Raw genomic sequence first — 15,096 nt, 5'->3', positions numbered from 1 at the left:
AGGTGGTTCATGGACAGCTCCTGGGTCGTCAGCCAGTTCATGCCTGCCCCGGCGCACGCCGGGGAATGTGCCGGCGCACCACCAGCAAGGCAACCAGGGCCAGCAGCATCACCGAGCCGAGCAGGGTCAAGTAGCCCTCGGCGCCGCCCCGGGTGATCACCGTAGCACCGGCGAAGGCACTGAGGATCGCCCCCAGACGGCCAAAGGCCAAGGCCGAAGCGGTGCCGGTGGCGCGCACCCCGGTGGGATAGATAAAGGCACACAGGGCATACAGGGTGGACTGCACCGCGTTGACAAACAGCCCATGCACGCCAAAGCCGAAGATCAGCAGGCTGGTGTTCTGATTGATGTCCACCGTCTGCAGGGCAAAGGCGCTGACCGCGCCCCCGGCACAGCAGATCAGCAGCGGCCAGAACGACCCCCAGCGGGTCATGGCCACGGCGCACACCAGGGCGCCGATCACCCCGCCCAGGTTGTAGGCGGTCAGGCCGGAACCGGCCACCGCCAGCGGCAAGCCCTCGGACTGGAGCATGGTCGGCAACCAGCTGAAAGCGCTGTAGACCGCGGTCAGGCACATGAAGAAGGCAACCCACACCGCGACGGTGTCACGCCCATACCCGCTGGCGAACAAGGCGCGGAAACCGCCCTGTTTTTCGCTCGCCTGCTCCAGGGCGTCGGTGTAGCGCACGCCCTCCGCCATCGGCCGCCCAAGGCGTGCAAGCAAGGCGCTCAACTCGCCCCAGCGCTGGGGCCGGCGCGCCAGAAAACGCGGTGACTCCGGCAAGGTCGCCAACAGCAGGAAGCCCAGGACGATAGGCATGGCCCCGCCGATGAAAAACAGCGTGCGCCAACCGTACAGCGGCAGCACATGGGAGGCGAAGAAGCCCGCCAGCATGCCGCCCAGGGGTACGCAGACAATGGTCGCCGTGACCGCCAGGGTACGTCGGCGTGCCGGGGTGAACTCGGCGGTCATGGTGGTGGCGCTGGGCAACGCCCCGCCGATGCCCAGCCCGGCGATAAACCGCAGGGCCGCCACCGTCGCCGCATCCGGCGCCAGGCCGATGGCACAAGTGGCGGTGCCGAACACCAACACACTGGCGATCACCGCCATGCGACGGCCGAAACGGTCGGCGAACAATCCGGCACAGGCACTGCCGATGCCCATGCCGATCAACCCGGCCGCCACCGCCGGAGCGAAGGCTTCACGGGTGATGCCCCACTCCTTGATCATCAGCGGAATGGCAAAGCCGATCAGTTGGCCGTCGAAACCGTCCATGACAATGGACAGCGCGGCCAGCAGCACCACGATCTTCTGCATCGTGGTGTAGGGGCCTTGATCGAGCAAAGTGCCGATATCGGCACTGGCGGGACCGGGCCGCGATGGAAGCGGCGCAGCATCCAGCGCTGCGCTGACGGAAGTCGTGTTCATAGCCACCTCTTTTTTATTCTTGTGGTGTGTCCGCAAGCCGCGGTCGGCAACACCGGGCCCACGGCCCGGCGATCTTCAAGGCTTCAGGGCTCGATGGTCAGGGTCGGCACCTCGATCAGCACCGGGCGCTGGCCCGCCAGGGCTTCGCTCAGGGCCTGGGCAAACTCCTCGCGGGTATTGGCCTGCACCGAGTGCACGCCATAGCCGCGGCCGATGGCGCAGAAATCCAGGCCCGGCACATCCAGCCCCGGCGCGTCGCTGACCTGCAGCACATCGGCGAACCAGCGCAGGGCGCCGTAGGTGCCGTTCTTGAGGATGATGAACACCACCGGAATCTGGTACTGGGCGGCGGTCCACAGGGCGGTGATGCCGTAGTTGGCCGAACCGTCGCCAATGATGCCGATCACCCGGCGCTCGGGTTTCGCCAGTTGCACCCCCACCGCGGCCGGCAGGCCAAAGCCCAGGCCACCGGCCGCCGGAAAGAAATAGCTGCCGGGCTCGCGCATCTCCACCCGCTGCCAGAACGCGCCCACGGTGGAGGTGGACTCCTTGACGTAGATCGCGTCCGGCGGCGCCAGTTGGTCGATGACATCGAACACGGTTTCCGGGCGCAGCAGGCCGCCCTGCTCCTCCACCGGCTGGGCCCTTGGCAGGGCCTGGGGCATCGGGCGGTCGCTGTCCGGCAAGGCCCAGACCAGCGCCTGCAACGTCTCGGCAATGTCTGCCACCAGGGCATCGCCCATGGGCGCCCGGGCCGCCTCGCCAGGGTCGCAGGTGATGTGCAGCAGCTCGGTACCGGCCGGCAGGTAATCCCCCGGGGCGAACTGGTGATAACGGAACACTGGCGCGCCGACCACCAGGATCAGGTCGTGCTCGGCCAGGCAGCGGCTGATCCCGGCGATGGCCGCCGGCAGTACCCCGCGAAAGCTCGGGTGGCGAGTGGGGAACGGGCAGCGCGAGGCAGACGGCGCAACCCAGGCCGGCATGCGGCGTTTTTCCGCCAGCTGCACCGCCAGCGCGTTGCTCTGGCTGCCGTCCACATCCGGGCCCAGCACCAGCACCGGATTGCGCGCCGCTACCAGGCGTTGTACCAGGGAACGCAACTGCGCCGCCGCTGGCAGCCCGGCACTGGCCACCTGGCGCCGGGCCAGGTGCTCGACCCCGGCTGGCGCTGCGCGAGCCCAGTCGTCATAGGGGATCGACAGGTAGACCGGGCCTTTCGGCGCCTGGTTGGCCATGTGGATGGCCTGGCTCAGGGCCCGCGGCACGTCCTCGGCGCAGGCCGGCTCATGGCTCCACTTGACCAGGGGCTTGGGCAGTTGCGGCGCATCGACGTTGGCCAGCATCGCCTCGACGCCGATCATCGAGCGCACCTGCTGGCCGGCGGTGATCACCAGCGGGCTGTGGGAGTACCAGGCGTTGGTCAACGCGCCCATGCCGTTGCCGGTACCGGCCGCCGCGTGCAGGTTGACGAAGGCCGGCCGGCCGCTGGCCAGGGCGAAGCCGTCGGCCATGCCCACCACTGCCCCTTCGTGCAGGCCGAGGATGTACTGGAAGTCCTCGGGAAAGCCCTTGAGGAAAGGCAGCTCGTTGGAGCCCGGGTTGCCGAACACGGTGGTCAGACCCTGCTGGCGAAGAATGTCGTAGGAAGCGCTGTGGACGGTTTTCATAAGGACCTTTGCCGCTGTTTTTTAGAATTTGCAGTACTCTTGCAGCCGCCTTCAGATTGATCAAATCGATACTTTTTCTATCAAGAATAAAACCTGTCTATATCCGTGAGGCCCCATGAGCCACATCGACCTGAACCTGATCCGCACCTTCGTCACCCTCTACGACGCCCGCAGCGTGACCCTGGCCGCCGAGCGCCTGTTCGTCACCCAGCCCTCGGTCAGCTACGGCCTGGCACGCCTGCGCGAACTGCTGGACGACCCGCTGTTCAGCCGCACCCGCGACGGCATCCAGCCGACCCGCCTGGCCGACGAGTTGTACCTGACCTTCCGCGAATCACTGACGCGCATCGAGAACGCCGTGCACAGCACCCGCCATTTCGACCCGGCCAGCACTGAACGGCGGTTTCGCATCGCCCTTTCGGACCTCGGGGAAATGGGCTTCCTGCCGCTGATCCTGGCGCGCCTCAACCAGCAGGCCCCCGAGGCCGAAATCGAGGTCCTGCCGCTGCAGGTGGACCAGGCCAACGAATGGCTGGCCAGCGGCAAGGTCGACGCGGTGATCTGCCGCAAGACCCTCTCCGGCACCCGCAGCCAGGTGCTGATCCGCGAGCGCTATGTGTGCCTGCTCAGTGATCGTCATCCGCGCATCGAGCAACAGTTGAGCCTGGAGCAGTTTCTCGCCGAACGGCATGTCACGGTGACCCGCACCAGTGGCCACGGCAGCGTCGAGGACGTGCTCCAGCAGATGAATGTGCAACGGCGGATCAGCCTGCATGTGCCGCACTTCTCGGTCCTGCCCAAGGTCCTCCCCGGCACCGACCTGCTGGCGGTGCTGCCGGCGCAGATCGCCCGGTTGTTCACCCTCGAAGGCGGTCTCAGGCAACTCGAACTGCCGTTCCCGGTGGGCGAATTCGAGGTGTCCCTGCACTGGCATCCCAACAGCGACAGCTCCGCCGCCCTGCGCTGGTTCTGCAACACCGTGGCGCAGGCGATCATCGACGGTCAGCCTTGAGCCAAGGCCGGTTGCTGCTGCGCGGCCCTCGGTCGCAGCAGCATCAGGCCACCGGCGGCGAACACGAACACCAGGGCGAACACCCCGTACAGGTGCAACGGCTGCCAACCGCCGTCCAGCAGCACCCCGGCCACGGTCGGCGAGACGATCGCGCCGATGCGGCCGATGCCGATGCCCCACCCCACGCCCGTGGCCCGCACCGAAGCGTCGTAGACCACCGGGGACAAGGCGTACAGCCCGGCCACGCAACCGTTGGCGAACAGGCCGATCAGCAGCCCCAGGCCCAAGGCCGTGCCGATGGTCGAGCCGAAGCCGACAAACAGCAGCAGCAGGCCGGCGGTGATCAGCATGAACAGCGCCAAGACCCGGGTCAGCGGCCAGCGCGAGGACAAGCCGCCGATCAGCGCCGCACCGAAGATCCCGCCGACGCTCAGCAAGACCCCGCCGGTGATGCCCTGCTGCGCCGACAGCCCGGCGGCCACCAGCAGCTTGGGGGTCCAGCTCATGACGAAGTAGAAACCGAACATCACCAGGAAGAACAACAGCCAGATCAGCAACGTGGTGTGACGCATCGCCGGACTCAACAGTTGGCCGAAGCCGCGGGGGGCATCGGGCTCGCGCAGGCTGGCCTCAGGCAGGCTGGCCAGCTCGGCGAGCCCCAGGTGCCGGGCCAGGCGGTTGATTCGTACCAACCCATTGGCCGGGCGCCGGGCCAGCAGGAAGTCCACCGACTCGGGCAGCCACAGCAGCACCAGGGGAATCACCAGCAAGGTCACCACGCCGCCGAAGACAAACACCGAACGCCAGCCCCAATGGCTCAGCAGCCACACCGCCAGCAACCCGCCGAGGGTCGCCCCCAGGGCATAGCCGGTGGACTGCAGGCTTACCGCCAGACCGCGCCAGCGGCGGTTGGAATACTCGCTGGCGATCACGTTGCTGCTGGCCAGGATGCCGCCGATGCCCAACCCGGTGAAGCACCGCAGCAAAGCCAGTTGCAGGGGGCTCTGGCTGCTGGCGGAGAGCAGCATGCCAAGCCCCGACACCAGCAGGCAGAAGAGGATCAGCGGCCGACGACCAAAGCGATCGGCCCAGGGCGCGATAAACAACGAACCGGCGGCCATGCCGAACAACCCGGCGCTGAGCAGCAGGCCGATCTGCGCCCCGTTCAGCCCCCACTCCGCCGACACCGAGGCCGCAGTGAAGGCCATGACCAGCACGTCGAAGCCATCGATCATGTTCAGCACGATGCAAATCCCCACCGCCAGCCACTGGAAGGTATTCATCGCCCCCTGGTCCACCCGTTGCTGCAGGGACAGGCTCATGGGCGTTGCTCCCGGCCGCTCGCCGAGCGTCGCGCAGAATCGATAACAGCAGTGCACACAGACAGACGACACTCCGCACCCGGACGGGTGCAGGTCCTTGACAGGCCATTCATGACGAAACCCTTTTTGTAGTTTTTATCGGGGGATGATCGGGAGGGCTCCCGCCATCGCCAAGGCGCTAATCAACCAGCTAATGGATCCACAAACAAGAGAATGGAATCCTGCAAGGCCGCTCATGGCGTGGAAAATGGCACTGAAAAAAACAGTTTCCCGGGTTTATATTCGATTTATCAAAGAGTTAATAAACCCATGAATACCCGGCAATAGTGTTCGATTATCGAGCATTGATCGAGGCCAGGGATTGCTCCTGGCCGTATCTGCCTTGGCAAACGAAAGATCACGCCAATTGGATCCATTGAACGGTTCAATGCTTTCGCAGCCCGCGCGCCCGGCTGTCAAGCTTCGCCGGTTGGGCGATCGTGCCCGGGCTCTGCACGCCCTCCTTCTGAAAGCAATCACCGACCATCACCACCCGCTCCCTGGGCCTCTGTCTGCTGGCCCTGTGCATGCCGTGGCTGTTGAGCGCCTGCGGGCCCAAGGTGCGCCTGATGCACCCGGCCCCGGCGAAGCAATGACTGCTCGTGCCTTGAGCAAGCGCAACGGCATTCACGCCTACGACCTCCACGGCAATGAGCACAACAGCCAGCTACGCCTGCCTCCATGGCCCCGCCAGCCAGGAGCTGCGGTTCACCACACCGCGATATGGGAATCCGCCCGGGGCTCGGTGCCGCCGCACAGCACCCCGCTCAGAGGATCGCGCAGGATGATCTGGCCGCGGCCGTAGTGGATCAGGTCGCTGTCCAGCTGCACCTGATGGCCGCGTCGGGCCAGGGCGTTGGCCAGGTCCCGGGGGGCGTTGTGCTCGATGCCCACCTTCATCTCCCCCAGCCATTGCCAGCGCGGCGCATCCAGGGCCGCCTGGGGGTTGAGGCCGAAATCCACCAGGTTCATCACCATCTGCACGTGGCCCTGGGGCTGCATGTAGCCGCCCATCACGCCGAACGGCCCCAAGGGCTGGTCGCCCTGGCTGAGGAACCCGGGAATGATGGTGTGGAAGGTTTTCTTGCCCGGTGCCAGGCAGTTGGCGTGGGCCGGGTCGAGGCTGAATTCCTGGCCGCGATTCTGCAGGGCAATGCCGCTGTCGGGCAGCACCACCCCGGAGCCGAAGCCGTGGTAGTTGCTCTGGATGAACGAGACCATGTTGCCCTCGGCATCGGCCGTGGCCAGGTACACCGTGCCGCTGGCATGGGGGTCGCCGGGCGCAGGCGGCTGTGCCTGCTCGCTGATCTGGGCGCGGCGCCGGCTGCTGTAGGCATCGCTGAGCAGGTCGGCCACCGCCACCTTCATGTGCAAAGGGTCGGTGATGTAGTGCAGGCCATCGCTGTAGGCCAGCTTCAGCGCCTCCAGCTGGCGGTGCCAGGTGTGCTGGCTGTCGCGCTGGTGGAAATCGAAGCCTTCGAGGATCTTCAGCGCCATCAGCGCCACCAGCCCCTGGCCGCTCGGCGGAATCTCCCAGACGTCGTAGCCACGGTAGCTGGCCTTGATCGGCTCCACCCATTGCGCCCGATAGTCCTGCAGGTCGCTGGCCCGCAGGTAGCCACCGGTGGCCCGGGAATGGGCGTCCAGGCGCTGGGCCAGGGCGCCGCGGTAGAGGCTTTCGCAGCCTGTGGCCGCCAGCTCCTCGAGGGTCCGTGCCTGGGCCGGGTTGCGAAACACCTCGCCGGCCCGGGGGGCCCGGCCGTCGATGAGGAAGGTGTCGAACCAGGCATCGAGCACCGGTTCGCGATGGCGGGAAAACTCCTCCAGGGTCGCCTGCCATTGCCGGGCAACCACCGGTGACAGGGCAAAGCCGTCCCGGGCCAGCTCGATGGCCGGTTGCAGCAGCTCGGCAAAGGCCAGCTTGCCAAAACGCCGGGACAGCTCAGCCCAGGCCGAGGGGCAACCCAGCACCGTCACCGGGGTCCAGCCGTGCAGCGGCATCTGGCAATGCCCGGCAGCCTTCACCGCATCGATGTTCAGGGCGGCCGGGGCGTGGCCGTTGGCGCTCAGGCCGTGGAGCTGCCCCTGGCTCCAGACCAGGGCGAAGGCGTCGCCACCCAGGCCGCAGCCGGTGGGTTCGACCACGGTCAGCACCGCGGCGCAGGCGATGGCGGCATCAATGGCGTTGCCACCGCGCCTCATGATCGCGATTCCGGCCTCGGCCGCCAGGGGCTGGGACGCGGCGACCATGCCACGCCGGGCAAACACGCTCTGGCGCTGCGAGGCATAGGGATATTCGTGGGCAGAAAAATTCAACATGGCAAAGGCTCCGGCAGGCGGGCTTACAGCACGCGGCTGAGAAAGGCTTGGGTGCGGGGGTGGCTGGGGCGACTGAAGATCTGCTCCGGCGGCCCCTGTTCGATCAGTTCGCCCTGGTCGAGGACCACCACCCGATCGGCCACTTCCCGGGCAAAGCCCATCTCGTGGGTGACCACCACCATGGTCATGCCCTCCTCGGCCAGTTGCTTCATCACCTGCAGCACCTCGCCCACGGTTTCCGGATCCAGGGCACTGGTGGGCTCGTCGAAGAGCATGGCCAGGGGTTTCATCGCCAGGGCCCGGGCGATGGCCACCCGCTGCTGCTGGCCGCCGGACAGCATCGACGGGTAGTGCCCGGCCTTGTCCGCCAGGCCGACCCGGGCGAGCAAGGCCCGGGCCTGCTCCAGCGCGTCTTTGCGCGGCACGCCAAGGACCTGGATCGGCGCCTCGATGATGTTCTCCAGGGCGGTCATGTGGGGGAACAGGTTGAAGCGCTGGAACACCATGCCGATGTCCCGGCGCTGGCGGGCGATGTTGCGCTCCGAGTCGCGCACCAGGCTGCCGTCGGCGCGCTCGCGATAGCCCATGGCCCGGCCGTTGACCCGGATGCGCCCGGACTGGATCTCCTCCAGCAGGTTGAGACAGCGGATGAAGGTGGTCTTGCCCGAGCCCGAGGCACCGATCAGCACCACCACTTCACCGCGCCGCACCTGGAGGCAAATGCCCTTGAGGATCTGCAACTCGCCAAAGGATTTGTGCAGATCCTCGGCCTCGATGATCAGCTCTTCGCTCTTGTGCGCCATGTTCAGCGTCCCCGCAGCAGTTTGAAGGTGTGGCGGCCGAACATCCGGCTGCCGGCCGCCGGCGGTGCGGGCCGGTCGGACTGGCCGAAGCGCTGTTCCAGCCAGCGCTGGAAGAAGCCCCAGAGGGTGGTCAGCAACAGGAAGTAGATCGCCACCACCAGGTACAGCTCGAACACCCGAAAGGTCGCCGAAGTCACCATCTGCGTGCTCAGCAACAGCTCCTGCACGCCGATCACGCTGACCAGGGTGGTGTTCTTGAGCATCACGTTGAACTCGTTGCCCAGGGGCGGGACTATCACCCGGAACGCCTGGGGCAGCACGATGCGCCGCATCAGCTTGGCAAAGCCCATGCCCAGGCAGCGCCCGGCCTCGTATTGGCCCTTGTCCACGGCACCGATGCCGGCGCGGATGATCTCCGCCATGTAGGCGCCTTCATTGAGGCCCAGGGCAATGATCGCCGCCTGGATGTTGCCCGGCACCACCAGCCCGAACAGTTGCACATCATCGAAACGAAAGATTCCGCCGGCCGCCAGGGCGGTGTACAGAAAGACGATCTGCACCAGCAGCGGCGTACCGCGCATCAGCCACACGTAGAAACGCACCGGCAATTGCAGCAAGGGGTTGCGGGACAGACGCAGCAGCGCCGCGGCCAGCCCCAGGACGCAGCCCAGGAGCATCGCCAGCACGCTGATCAGGCAGGTCAGCCAGAGCCCGGTGAGGTACACCCCGCTGGGTTGCAACAGGTATTGCCAGAACACATCCCAATTGAAATTCATGGTCGGAGCGCCTCAGTCGAGTGTGTCGCTGGTCACGTGCCATTGGCTCAGCAGCCGGCCGTAGCTGCCGTCGCCACGCATGTCGCTGATGATCTGCTGCACCGCCGCCGTCAACTGCGGGTCATCCTTGCGCAGACCCAGGCCAGTGAGGATCCGGCTGAAGGCCGGCACCCCTTCCTCGAACAGCTCCGGGGCCATGGCGGCGTAATAGCCGGCGGTTTCCACGGTGGTGCCGTAGGCGTCCACCTGATGGATGCGCAGGGCCTGGAAGGCATCGGTGTCGGTGTTGTAGACCACCAGCTTCATCGGCGCCTTGCCGGCCTGGCCCAGGCCCTGGTTATGGGCGTCCAGCAGGGTCTTGATGGTGGAGCCGTTGAGCACCGCGACCTTGTGCCCGGACAGGTCATCCAGGTTCTTGATGCCCTTGGGATTGCCCTTGGGCACCACCACCGACTGGCTGGAGTACATGTAGTTGACGATGTCGATCACTTCCCGGCGTTCGGGCTTGTCGAACAGCTGGTCGACGATCATGTCGCACTGCCTGGCCAGCAGCGCCGGCAGCAGTCCGGAAAACGGGATCACCCGCCACTGCACCTGCTTGTTCCCCAGGCGCCGGGCGATCTCCAGGCCCAGGTCGACCGTCAGGCCCTTGGGTTTCTGGGCCTCGTCAAAGGACACCAGGGGCGGCGAATCCATGCCCGAGCAATAGGTGAGTTTGTCGACCTTCTGCAGGCGCTCCGGCACCTGGGGCGCGGCAGCCGCCCACTGTGCACAGAGCCCAAGGGATACAGCCACCAGCAAGGCACGGTGTTTATGCATGACCAGACACTCCACTTCGTTGATTAACGGGGCAGGACTCAAAGTCAACACACAGGCGGGCTCAGGCCCGCTTCTATTGTTCGGTTTGCAGAAACTGGATCAGCGCCGGCACCGTGCCCTCGATGTGCTCGCGCACCACCGCTTCGGCACGTTCGGCGTCGCCGGCGCGGATCGCGTCGAGGATCACCGCGTGTTCCTCGCGGGCGCTGAGGGGTTTGTCGCCGTGTTGCAGCCACAGGCGCATGGGCGCTTCCACCAGGGAGTACAGGGCCGAGATCTGTTTCATCAGCCGCGGCCGGCCGCTGAGGCTGCACAGGTATTCATGGAAGGCCCGGTGGCGGCTGACCCACTCGGCGCTCTCGTCGCGGTAGTCGTCCATCTCGTCCAGCAAGCGCTCCAGGGCCGCCAGTTGGCGCTCGCCGATACGGCCCACGGCCACCCGTACCGCCAGGCCCTCGAGGGCGCTGCGCATCTCGAACACTTCGTGCAGTTCGTCGATGTCCAGGCCGCTGACCACCGCCCCGCGATTGGGCCGCAGGGTCACCAGGCCCTGGGCATCGAGGCGGCGAAAGGCTTCGCGCACCGGCATGCGGCTCATGCCGATCTCACTGGCGATGTCCTCGGCGATCAGCCGCTCGCCCTTGCGGTAACGGCCGTTGCAGATGGCTTCCAGCAGAAAGTTGTAGGCCTCCTCCTCGGCGGTCAGGGGCTGACGTTCAACGTAGGCGGGAGCGAATTGCATAGGAAAGGCACCTTTTGTCTTTTTGTATCCAATTATCCATGAATACAAAAAAAGCAGGATGCGTGCCAGCTCACCGCGGGCTGTTTCAAGCCGCTGATTTGGCGAAGGAAAATTCCAAGGGCAGGAAGAAATGGCCGATCAAGGCCCGGAACAACGCGCCCTCCGTGCTACCGAATGAGTCACGGCGCGCCCTCGGAGAGCGAAAAAGTAGCGCGGTAACAGCCCGGGTTGAACCGAGCCGCCCCCTTGCAGGGCGGCCCGGAGGCGCAAGCCAGGAATGCCTGGCCGCAGAGGGCCGTGCAGCCCTTTAGAAGCTCAGGCAGATCTTGCCCAGGTGCGCCCCGCTGGCTTCATGGGCGAAGGCCTTGGCGATCTCGCTCAAGGGGAAGGTGCTGTCGATGATCGGCTTGATGGCGGTGGCCTCCAGCGCCCGGATCATCTCCTTCTGTTGCTGGCGGCTGCCGACGATCAGGCCCTGCAGGCGTTGCTGCTTGGCCATCAGCGCGGCGGTGGGCACCGGCCCGGCCCAACCGGTGAGCACACCGATCAGGGCGATATGCCCGCCGATCCGGCAGGCGTTGATGGATTGCGCCAAGGTGCCCGGGCCACCGACTTCCACCACATGGTCGACCCCGCGTCCGCCGGTGAGCTTGAGCACTTCATTGCCCCACTCCGGCTGCTGGCGGTAGTTGATGGTGTGGTCGGCGCCCAGGGAACGGACCCGCGCCAGCTTGGCGTCCGAGGACGACGTGGCGATCACCGTGGCGCCCATGGCCTTGGCGATCTGCAGGGCGAAGATCGACACCCCGCCGGTCCCCAGCACCAGCACCGTATCGCCGGCCTTGAGCCCGCCGTCCACCACCAGCGCCCGCCAGGCGGTGAGCCCGGCGGTGGTCAGGGTTGCCGCCTCGACATGGCTGTAGCCCTGGGGCGCATGGGTGAACCAGTGGCTGGGCTGGATCACCACTTCCCGGGCGTAACCGTCGACGCCATCGCCAGGGGTGGTGCTGAAATCGGCAATCGCCGGGCCGCCGTCGTGCCAGTGGGGAAAGAAGCAGGACACCACTGCATCGCCGACCTTGAACTCGCTGACGCCTTCACCGACCGCTTCCACCACCCCGGCGCCATCGGCCATGGGAATGCGCCCGTCGGCGGTGGGCAGCGCCCCCGTCACCACGGCGTAGTCGTGAAAGTTCAACGAGCAGGCATGCAGTCGCACGCGGATCTGCCCGTTGCCAGGCTGGCCCGGATCGGGCAGCTCCACGCACTTCAGGTTGTCCAGGGATGCCGGCAGGCTGAGCTTGATGGCTTGCATGGGATGCTCCTCCACAAATCGATAGTCTTCCAGGGGCCTCACCCTAACACCGATGGCGGCGATCTGTAGCCACGGCCCCTGGCTGCAAACGCCCAGCAGAGGCGCCAACCCGCCCATCGCCAGCCTCGAATCAACGCCCTGCCACCCCGGCTCGCACATAACACTGCTCGATCACCGTCGCGCCCCACTGCTCACCCACCTGTTCCTGCACCCGCACAAAGCCCTGTTCCTCATACAACGCGCGCGCCGCATCCAGGCCCTTGAAAGTCCACAGGCGGGTGGCGACAAAGCCCCACTGGTCGCAGAAGCCCAGGGCCTCGGCCAACAGCCGCCGGCCCAGCCCCTGGCCGCGGGCAGCCGCATCGAGAATGAAGCAGCGCAGAATCGCCTCACCGCCTGCGCCTTCCCCATCAATGGCGATGGAACCAACGATGCGTTCACCCTGCAGTGCCACCCAGACCTGGTTGCGCGGGTTGTCCAGGCGCCCCATCAGCTCGGCCATGTCCGCCGCCACGCGGCTTTCGAATGGCTGGCCGAAACCGGCACGGGTGGCGTAGTAGCTGGCGTGCATTTCGGCAATTCGGCCAATCACCCCCGGCCGATAACCGCAAGCGATGGACCCGCACTCGGGCTGCTCGGGGATCTGGCCCAGGCGTACCGCACGCAGTGCCCGGGCATAGTCGGCGATCCCCGCAGAGGCGTTGCACTGCTGCGCCGGGCTCAAGTGCCCGAGCGCCGCAGCCACCTGGGACTGGGCGAAACGGTCGATGCCCTGCAGGGTCTGGCGTCCCCGGGCAGTGAGTTGCAACTGCTTCGAGCGGGCGTCCTGCTCATGGGCCAGCTCGCTGAGTTCGCCGGCCTCCACCAGTTTGCGCACCAGGCGGCTGACACTGGATTTCTCCAGGCCGAGCAAGGTCACCAGGTCACTTGCGGTCAAGGCATTGCCCTGGCCGATCTCCAGCAGCGCATGCACCGCCGAGGGCGGGTAGTCAGTGGCGGCCAGGGTGGCCTGCATGAAGCCCAGTTCACGGACCATCTCCCGGGACGCCTGGCGCAACCGAGGGATGAGGGAAGCGGATTGGCTCGACATGGGAGAAACCTCGCAGTGGATTAATTAGTTGTACCTTACAACCAATTAACCGACAACCCGGATTTTCTTCCCGCGGTGGCAACAAGCCCCATCAGCCGTGATAAAAATTCAAGCACTCACTAATGAGAAGCATTACCATAAACGCCCATTTCGCCCGCCTCGACCTCGGAACCCCTATCGATGGTGCCCAACCCTTCGCTACAGCACGCCGTGGGCGAGCTCTACGCCCAGCATCACAACTGGGTGGTGCAACTGTTGCGACGCAAGCTCGGCAACCAGGACCAGGCCATGGACCTGGCACAGGACACCTTTGTGCGCCTTCTGCGCAGCGAGCAACTGCCCGTGCTGCGCGAACCCCGGGCCTACCTCAACACCGTGGCCAGCCGCCTGTGCGGGCAGTATTTCCGGCGCCAGGCCCTGGAGCGCGCGTACCTGGAATCCTTGGCGCAGCTGGAGCCGCAGCACCAGCCCTCGCCGGAAACCCGGCTGCTGGTGCTCGAAGCCCTGGACGCCGTGGGCCAGGTGCTGGACGGCCTGGGCCCCCGGGTACGCGAAGTATTTCTGCTGTCCCAGCTCGAAGGCCTGACCTACCCGCAGATTGCCGAGCGTCTGCTGCTCTCGATCAACGTGGTGCAAAAAGCCATGCTCAAGGCCTACCGCCATTGTTATGCAGCGGTGTACCCGCAATGAATGCCTTCCAGCCCGTGGACGATCAGGGCGCGGTGGAACAGCGGGTGCTGGACCAGGCCCTGGAATGGCTGGTGCTGTTGCAGTCGGGCCTCTGCCGCCCCGAGCAGCAGGCCGCCTGCCTGGCCTGGCGCCAGGCCGACCCGCAGCATGAACGAGCCTGGCAGCGCCTGGCCGGCATCGGCCAGGGCCTGCGTGACAGCACCCGCAGCCTGCCCGCCCCCCACGCCCGGCAACTGCTGCAGGCCCGCAGCCACCCCGGACGGCGTACCCTGCTCAAGGGCATGGTCGGCCTGGGCCTGGTGGCCGCCAGCAGTTGGGGCGTGCGTGAACGGCTCCTGTTGCCGCAGCTGTTCAGCGACTACCACACCGCCACGGGCGAGCGTCGCCAGTTGCAACTGGCCACGGGCGCCAACCTGCAACTGGACACCCGCACCAGCCTCGACCAGCAGCACAGCTCCCAGGGCCTGCAACTGCGGCTCAACAGCGGCCGCCTGCTGCTGACCCTGGGCAACGCCGCGCCCTTGTCCATCGCCACCGCCGATGGGCGCATCCACCTGGCCCCAGGCTCGCAACTGATCCTCAGCGTCGGCTTGCCGGGCATCAACGGCACCCGGGTGCAACTGCTGGCCGGCAACAGTTCGCTCAGCACCGCCCATGCTCCCCTGCGCGACCTGGGCCCGGGCCAGCAAGTGGATATCGTTCACCAACGGATCGGCGCCCTGGCCCCCGTGCCCGCCTCGGCCAGCGCCTGGACCCAAGGCCTGCTGATTGCCGACCGCAAGCCCTTGGGCGAAGTGCTCGCCGAGCTCGACCGCTATCGCCCAGGCCTGCTGCGCTGCGCCGCCGAAGTCGCCGGGTGGCGGGTTTCCGGCTCGTTTTCCCTGGATCAACCGGAGGCCAGCCTCGACCTGCTGGCCAAGGCCTTGCCGATTCGTATCCGGCGGGTGATGGGGTACTGGGTCTCTGTGGAAGCCGCCTGAATCTTTTTTTCAAACCGGCGGCAGTTTTTTCAATCTCGTGCATCAAGACCAGGGAAGAAGCTGGAAAACAGCTCAGCGCCAACCCTTCTC

General features: G+C 66.3%; 13 protein-coding genes. 3 read left to right on the top strand and 10 right to left on the bottom strand.

What is annotated here, in order from left to right; translation table 11 throughout:
• Window positions 1-37 precede the first annotated feature (37 nt).
• Together U873_RS0119845 and mdlC are read right to left on the bottom strand one after the other, a co-directional pair.
• A complete protein-coding gene (locus U873_RS0119845) occupies window positions 38-1,429 on the bottom strand; it encodes an MFS transporter (RefSeq protein ID WP_025129905.1) in 1,392 nt (463 codons plus the stop codon).
• Between the two features lie 83 nt (window positions 1,430-1,512).
• A complete protein-coding gene (mdlC, locus tag U873_RS0119840) occupies window positions 1,513-3,099 on the bottom strand; it encodes a benzoylformate decarboxylase (RefSeq protein WP_025129904.1) in 1,587 nt (528 codons plus the stop codon).
• 115 nt (window positions 3,100-3,214) lie between these two features.
• On the opposite strand from mdlC, the gene U873_RS0119835 reads away from it, so the two are divergent.
• Window positions 3,215-4,111, top strand: a complete 897-nt coding sequence (locus U873_RS0119835) for a LysR family transcriptional regulator (RefSeq protein WP_025129903.1) — start codon at window positions 3,215-3,217, stop codon at window positions 4,109-4,111.
• Here the strand turns inward: U873_RS0119835 and U873_RS0119830 are convergent.
• The 8 genes from U873_RS0119830 to U873_RS0119790 all read right to left on the bottom strand — a co-directional run bounded on the left by U873_RS0119830 (window position 4,102) and on the right by U873_RS0119790 (window position 13,336).
• Window positions 4,102-5,433 carry an MFS transporter gene (locus U873_RS0119830; protein ID WP_025129902.1) on the bottom strand — a complete coding sequence of 444 codons (1,332 nt, stop codon included), beginning with the start codon at window positions 5,431-5,433 and terminating at the stop codon, window positions 4,102-4,104. The genes U873_RS0119835 and U873_RS0119830 overlap by 10 nt on opposite strands.
• 747 nt (window positions 5,434-6,180) lie before the next feature.
• Complete coding sequence (locus U873_RS0119820) at window positions 6,181-7,791, bottom strand: gamma-glutamyltransferase family protein (protein ID WP_025129900.1); 1,611 nt, start codon at window positions 7,789-7,791, stop codon at window positions 6,181-6,183.
• Window positions 7,792-7,814: 23 nt separating this feature from the next.
• Window positions 7,815-8,594 carry an amino acid ABC transporter ATP-binding protein gene (locus U873_RS0119815; RefSeq protein WP_025129899.1) on the bottom strand — a complete coding sequence of 260 codons (780 nt, stop codon included), beginning with the start codon at window positions 8,592-8,594 and terminating at the stop codon, window positions 7,815-7,817.
• A gap of 2 nt (window positions 8,595-8,596) precedes the next feature.
• The gene (locus tag U873_RS0119810) at window positions 8,597-9,370 is read right to left on the bottom strand and encodes an amino acid ABC transporter permease (RefSeq protein ID WP_025129898.1); all 774 of its coding nucleotides are present in this window, start codon (window positions 9,368-9,370) and stop codon (window positions 8,597-8,599) included.
• A gap of 12 nt (window positions 9,371-9,382) precedes the next feature.
• Complete coding sequence (locus tag U873_RS0119805) at window positions 9,383-10,189, bottom strand: ABC transporter substrate-binding protein (RefSeq protein WP_025129897.1); 807 nt, start codon at window positions 10,187-10,189, stop codon at window positions 9,383-9,385.
• Window positions 10,190-10,262: 73 nt separating this feature from the next.
• Entirely contained in the window at window positions 10,263-10,931 is a 669-nt protein-coding gene (locus U873_RS0119800) for a GntR family transcriptional regulator (protein ID WP_025129896.1), read from the bottom strand.
• A 307-nt stretch (window positions 10,932-11,238) separates the two neighbouring features.
• On the bottom strand, window positions 11,239-12,246 hold the full coding sequence (locus U873_RS0119795; RefSeq protein ID WP_025129895.1) for an NAD(P)-dependent alcohol dehydrogenase: 1,008 nt from the start codon (window positions 12,244-12,246) through the stop codon (window positions 11,239-11,241).
• Window positions 12,247-12,376: 130 nt separating this feature from the next.
• Complete coding sequence (locus tag U873_RS0119790) at window positions 12,377-13,336, bottom strand: bifunctional helix-turn-helix transcriptional regulator/GNAT family N-acetyltransferase (protein ID WP_025129894.1); 960 nt, start codon at window positions 13,334-13,336, stop codon at window positions 12,377-12,379.
• 180 nt (window positions 13,337-13,516) lie between these two features.
• Here U873_RS0119790 and U873_RS0119785 point away from each other — a divergent pair, with 180 nt between their 5' ends.
• Together U873_RS0119785 and U873_RS0119780 are read left to right on the top strand one after the other, a co-directional pair.
• Entirely contained in the window at window positions 13,517-14,026 is a 510-nt protein-coding gene (locus U873_RS0119785; RefSeq protein ID WP_025129893.1) for a sigma-70 family RNA polymerase sigma factor, read from the top strand.
• A complete protein-coding gene (locus U873_RS0119780) occupies window positions 14,023-15,006 on the top strand; it encodes a DUF4880 domain-containing protein (RefSeq protein ID WP_025129892.1) in 984 nt (327 codons plus the stop codon). The genes U873_RS0119785 and U873_RS0119780 overlap by 4 nt, the downstream gene beginning before the upstream one ends.
• The last annotated feature ends 90 nt before the right edge of the window (window positions 15,007-15,096 follow it).

This window comes from Pseudomonas sp. PH1b, assembly GCF_000633395.1.
Lineage (GTDB): Bacteria > Pseudomonadota > Gammaproteobacteria > Pseudomonadales > Pseudomonadaceae > Aquipseudomonas.
Note: the sequence above shows the minus strand (reverse complement) of the source record. Positions and strands in the feature narration are given on the sequence as shown.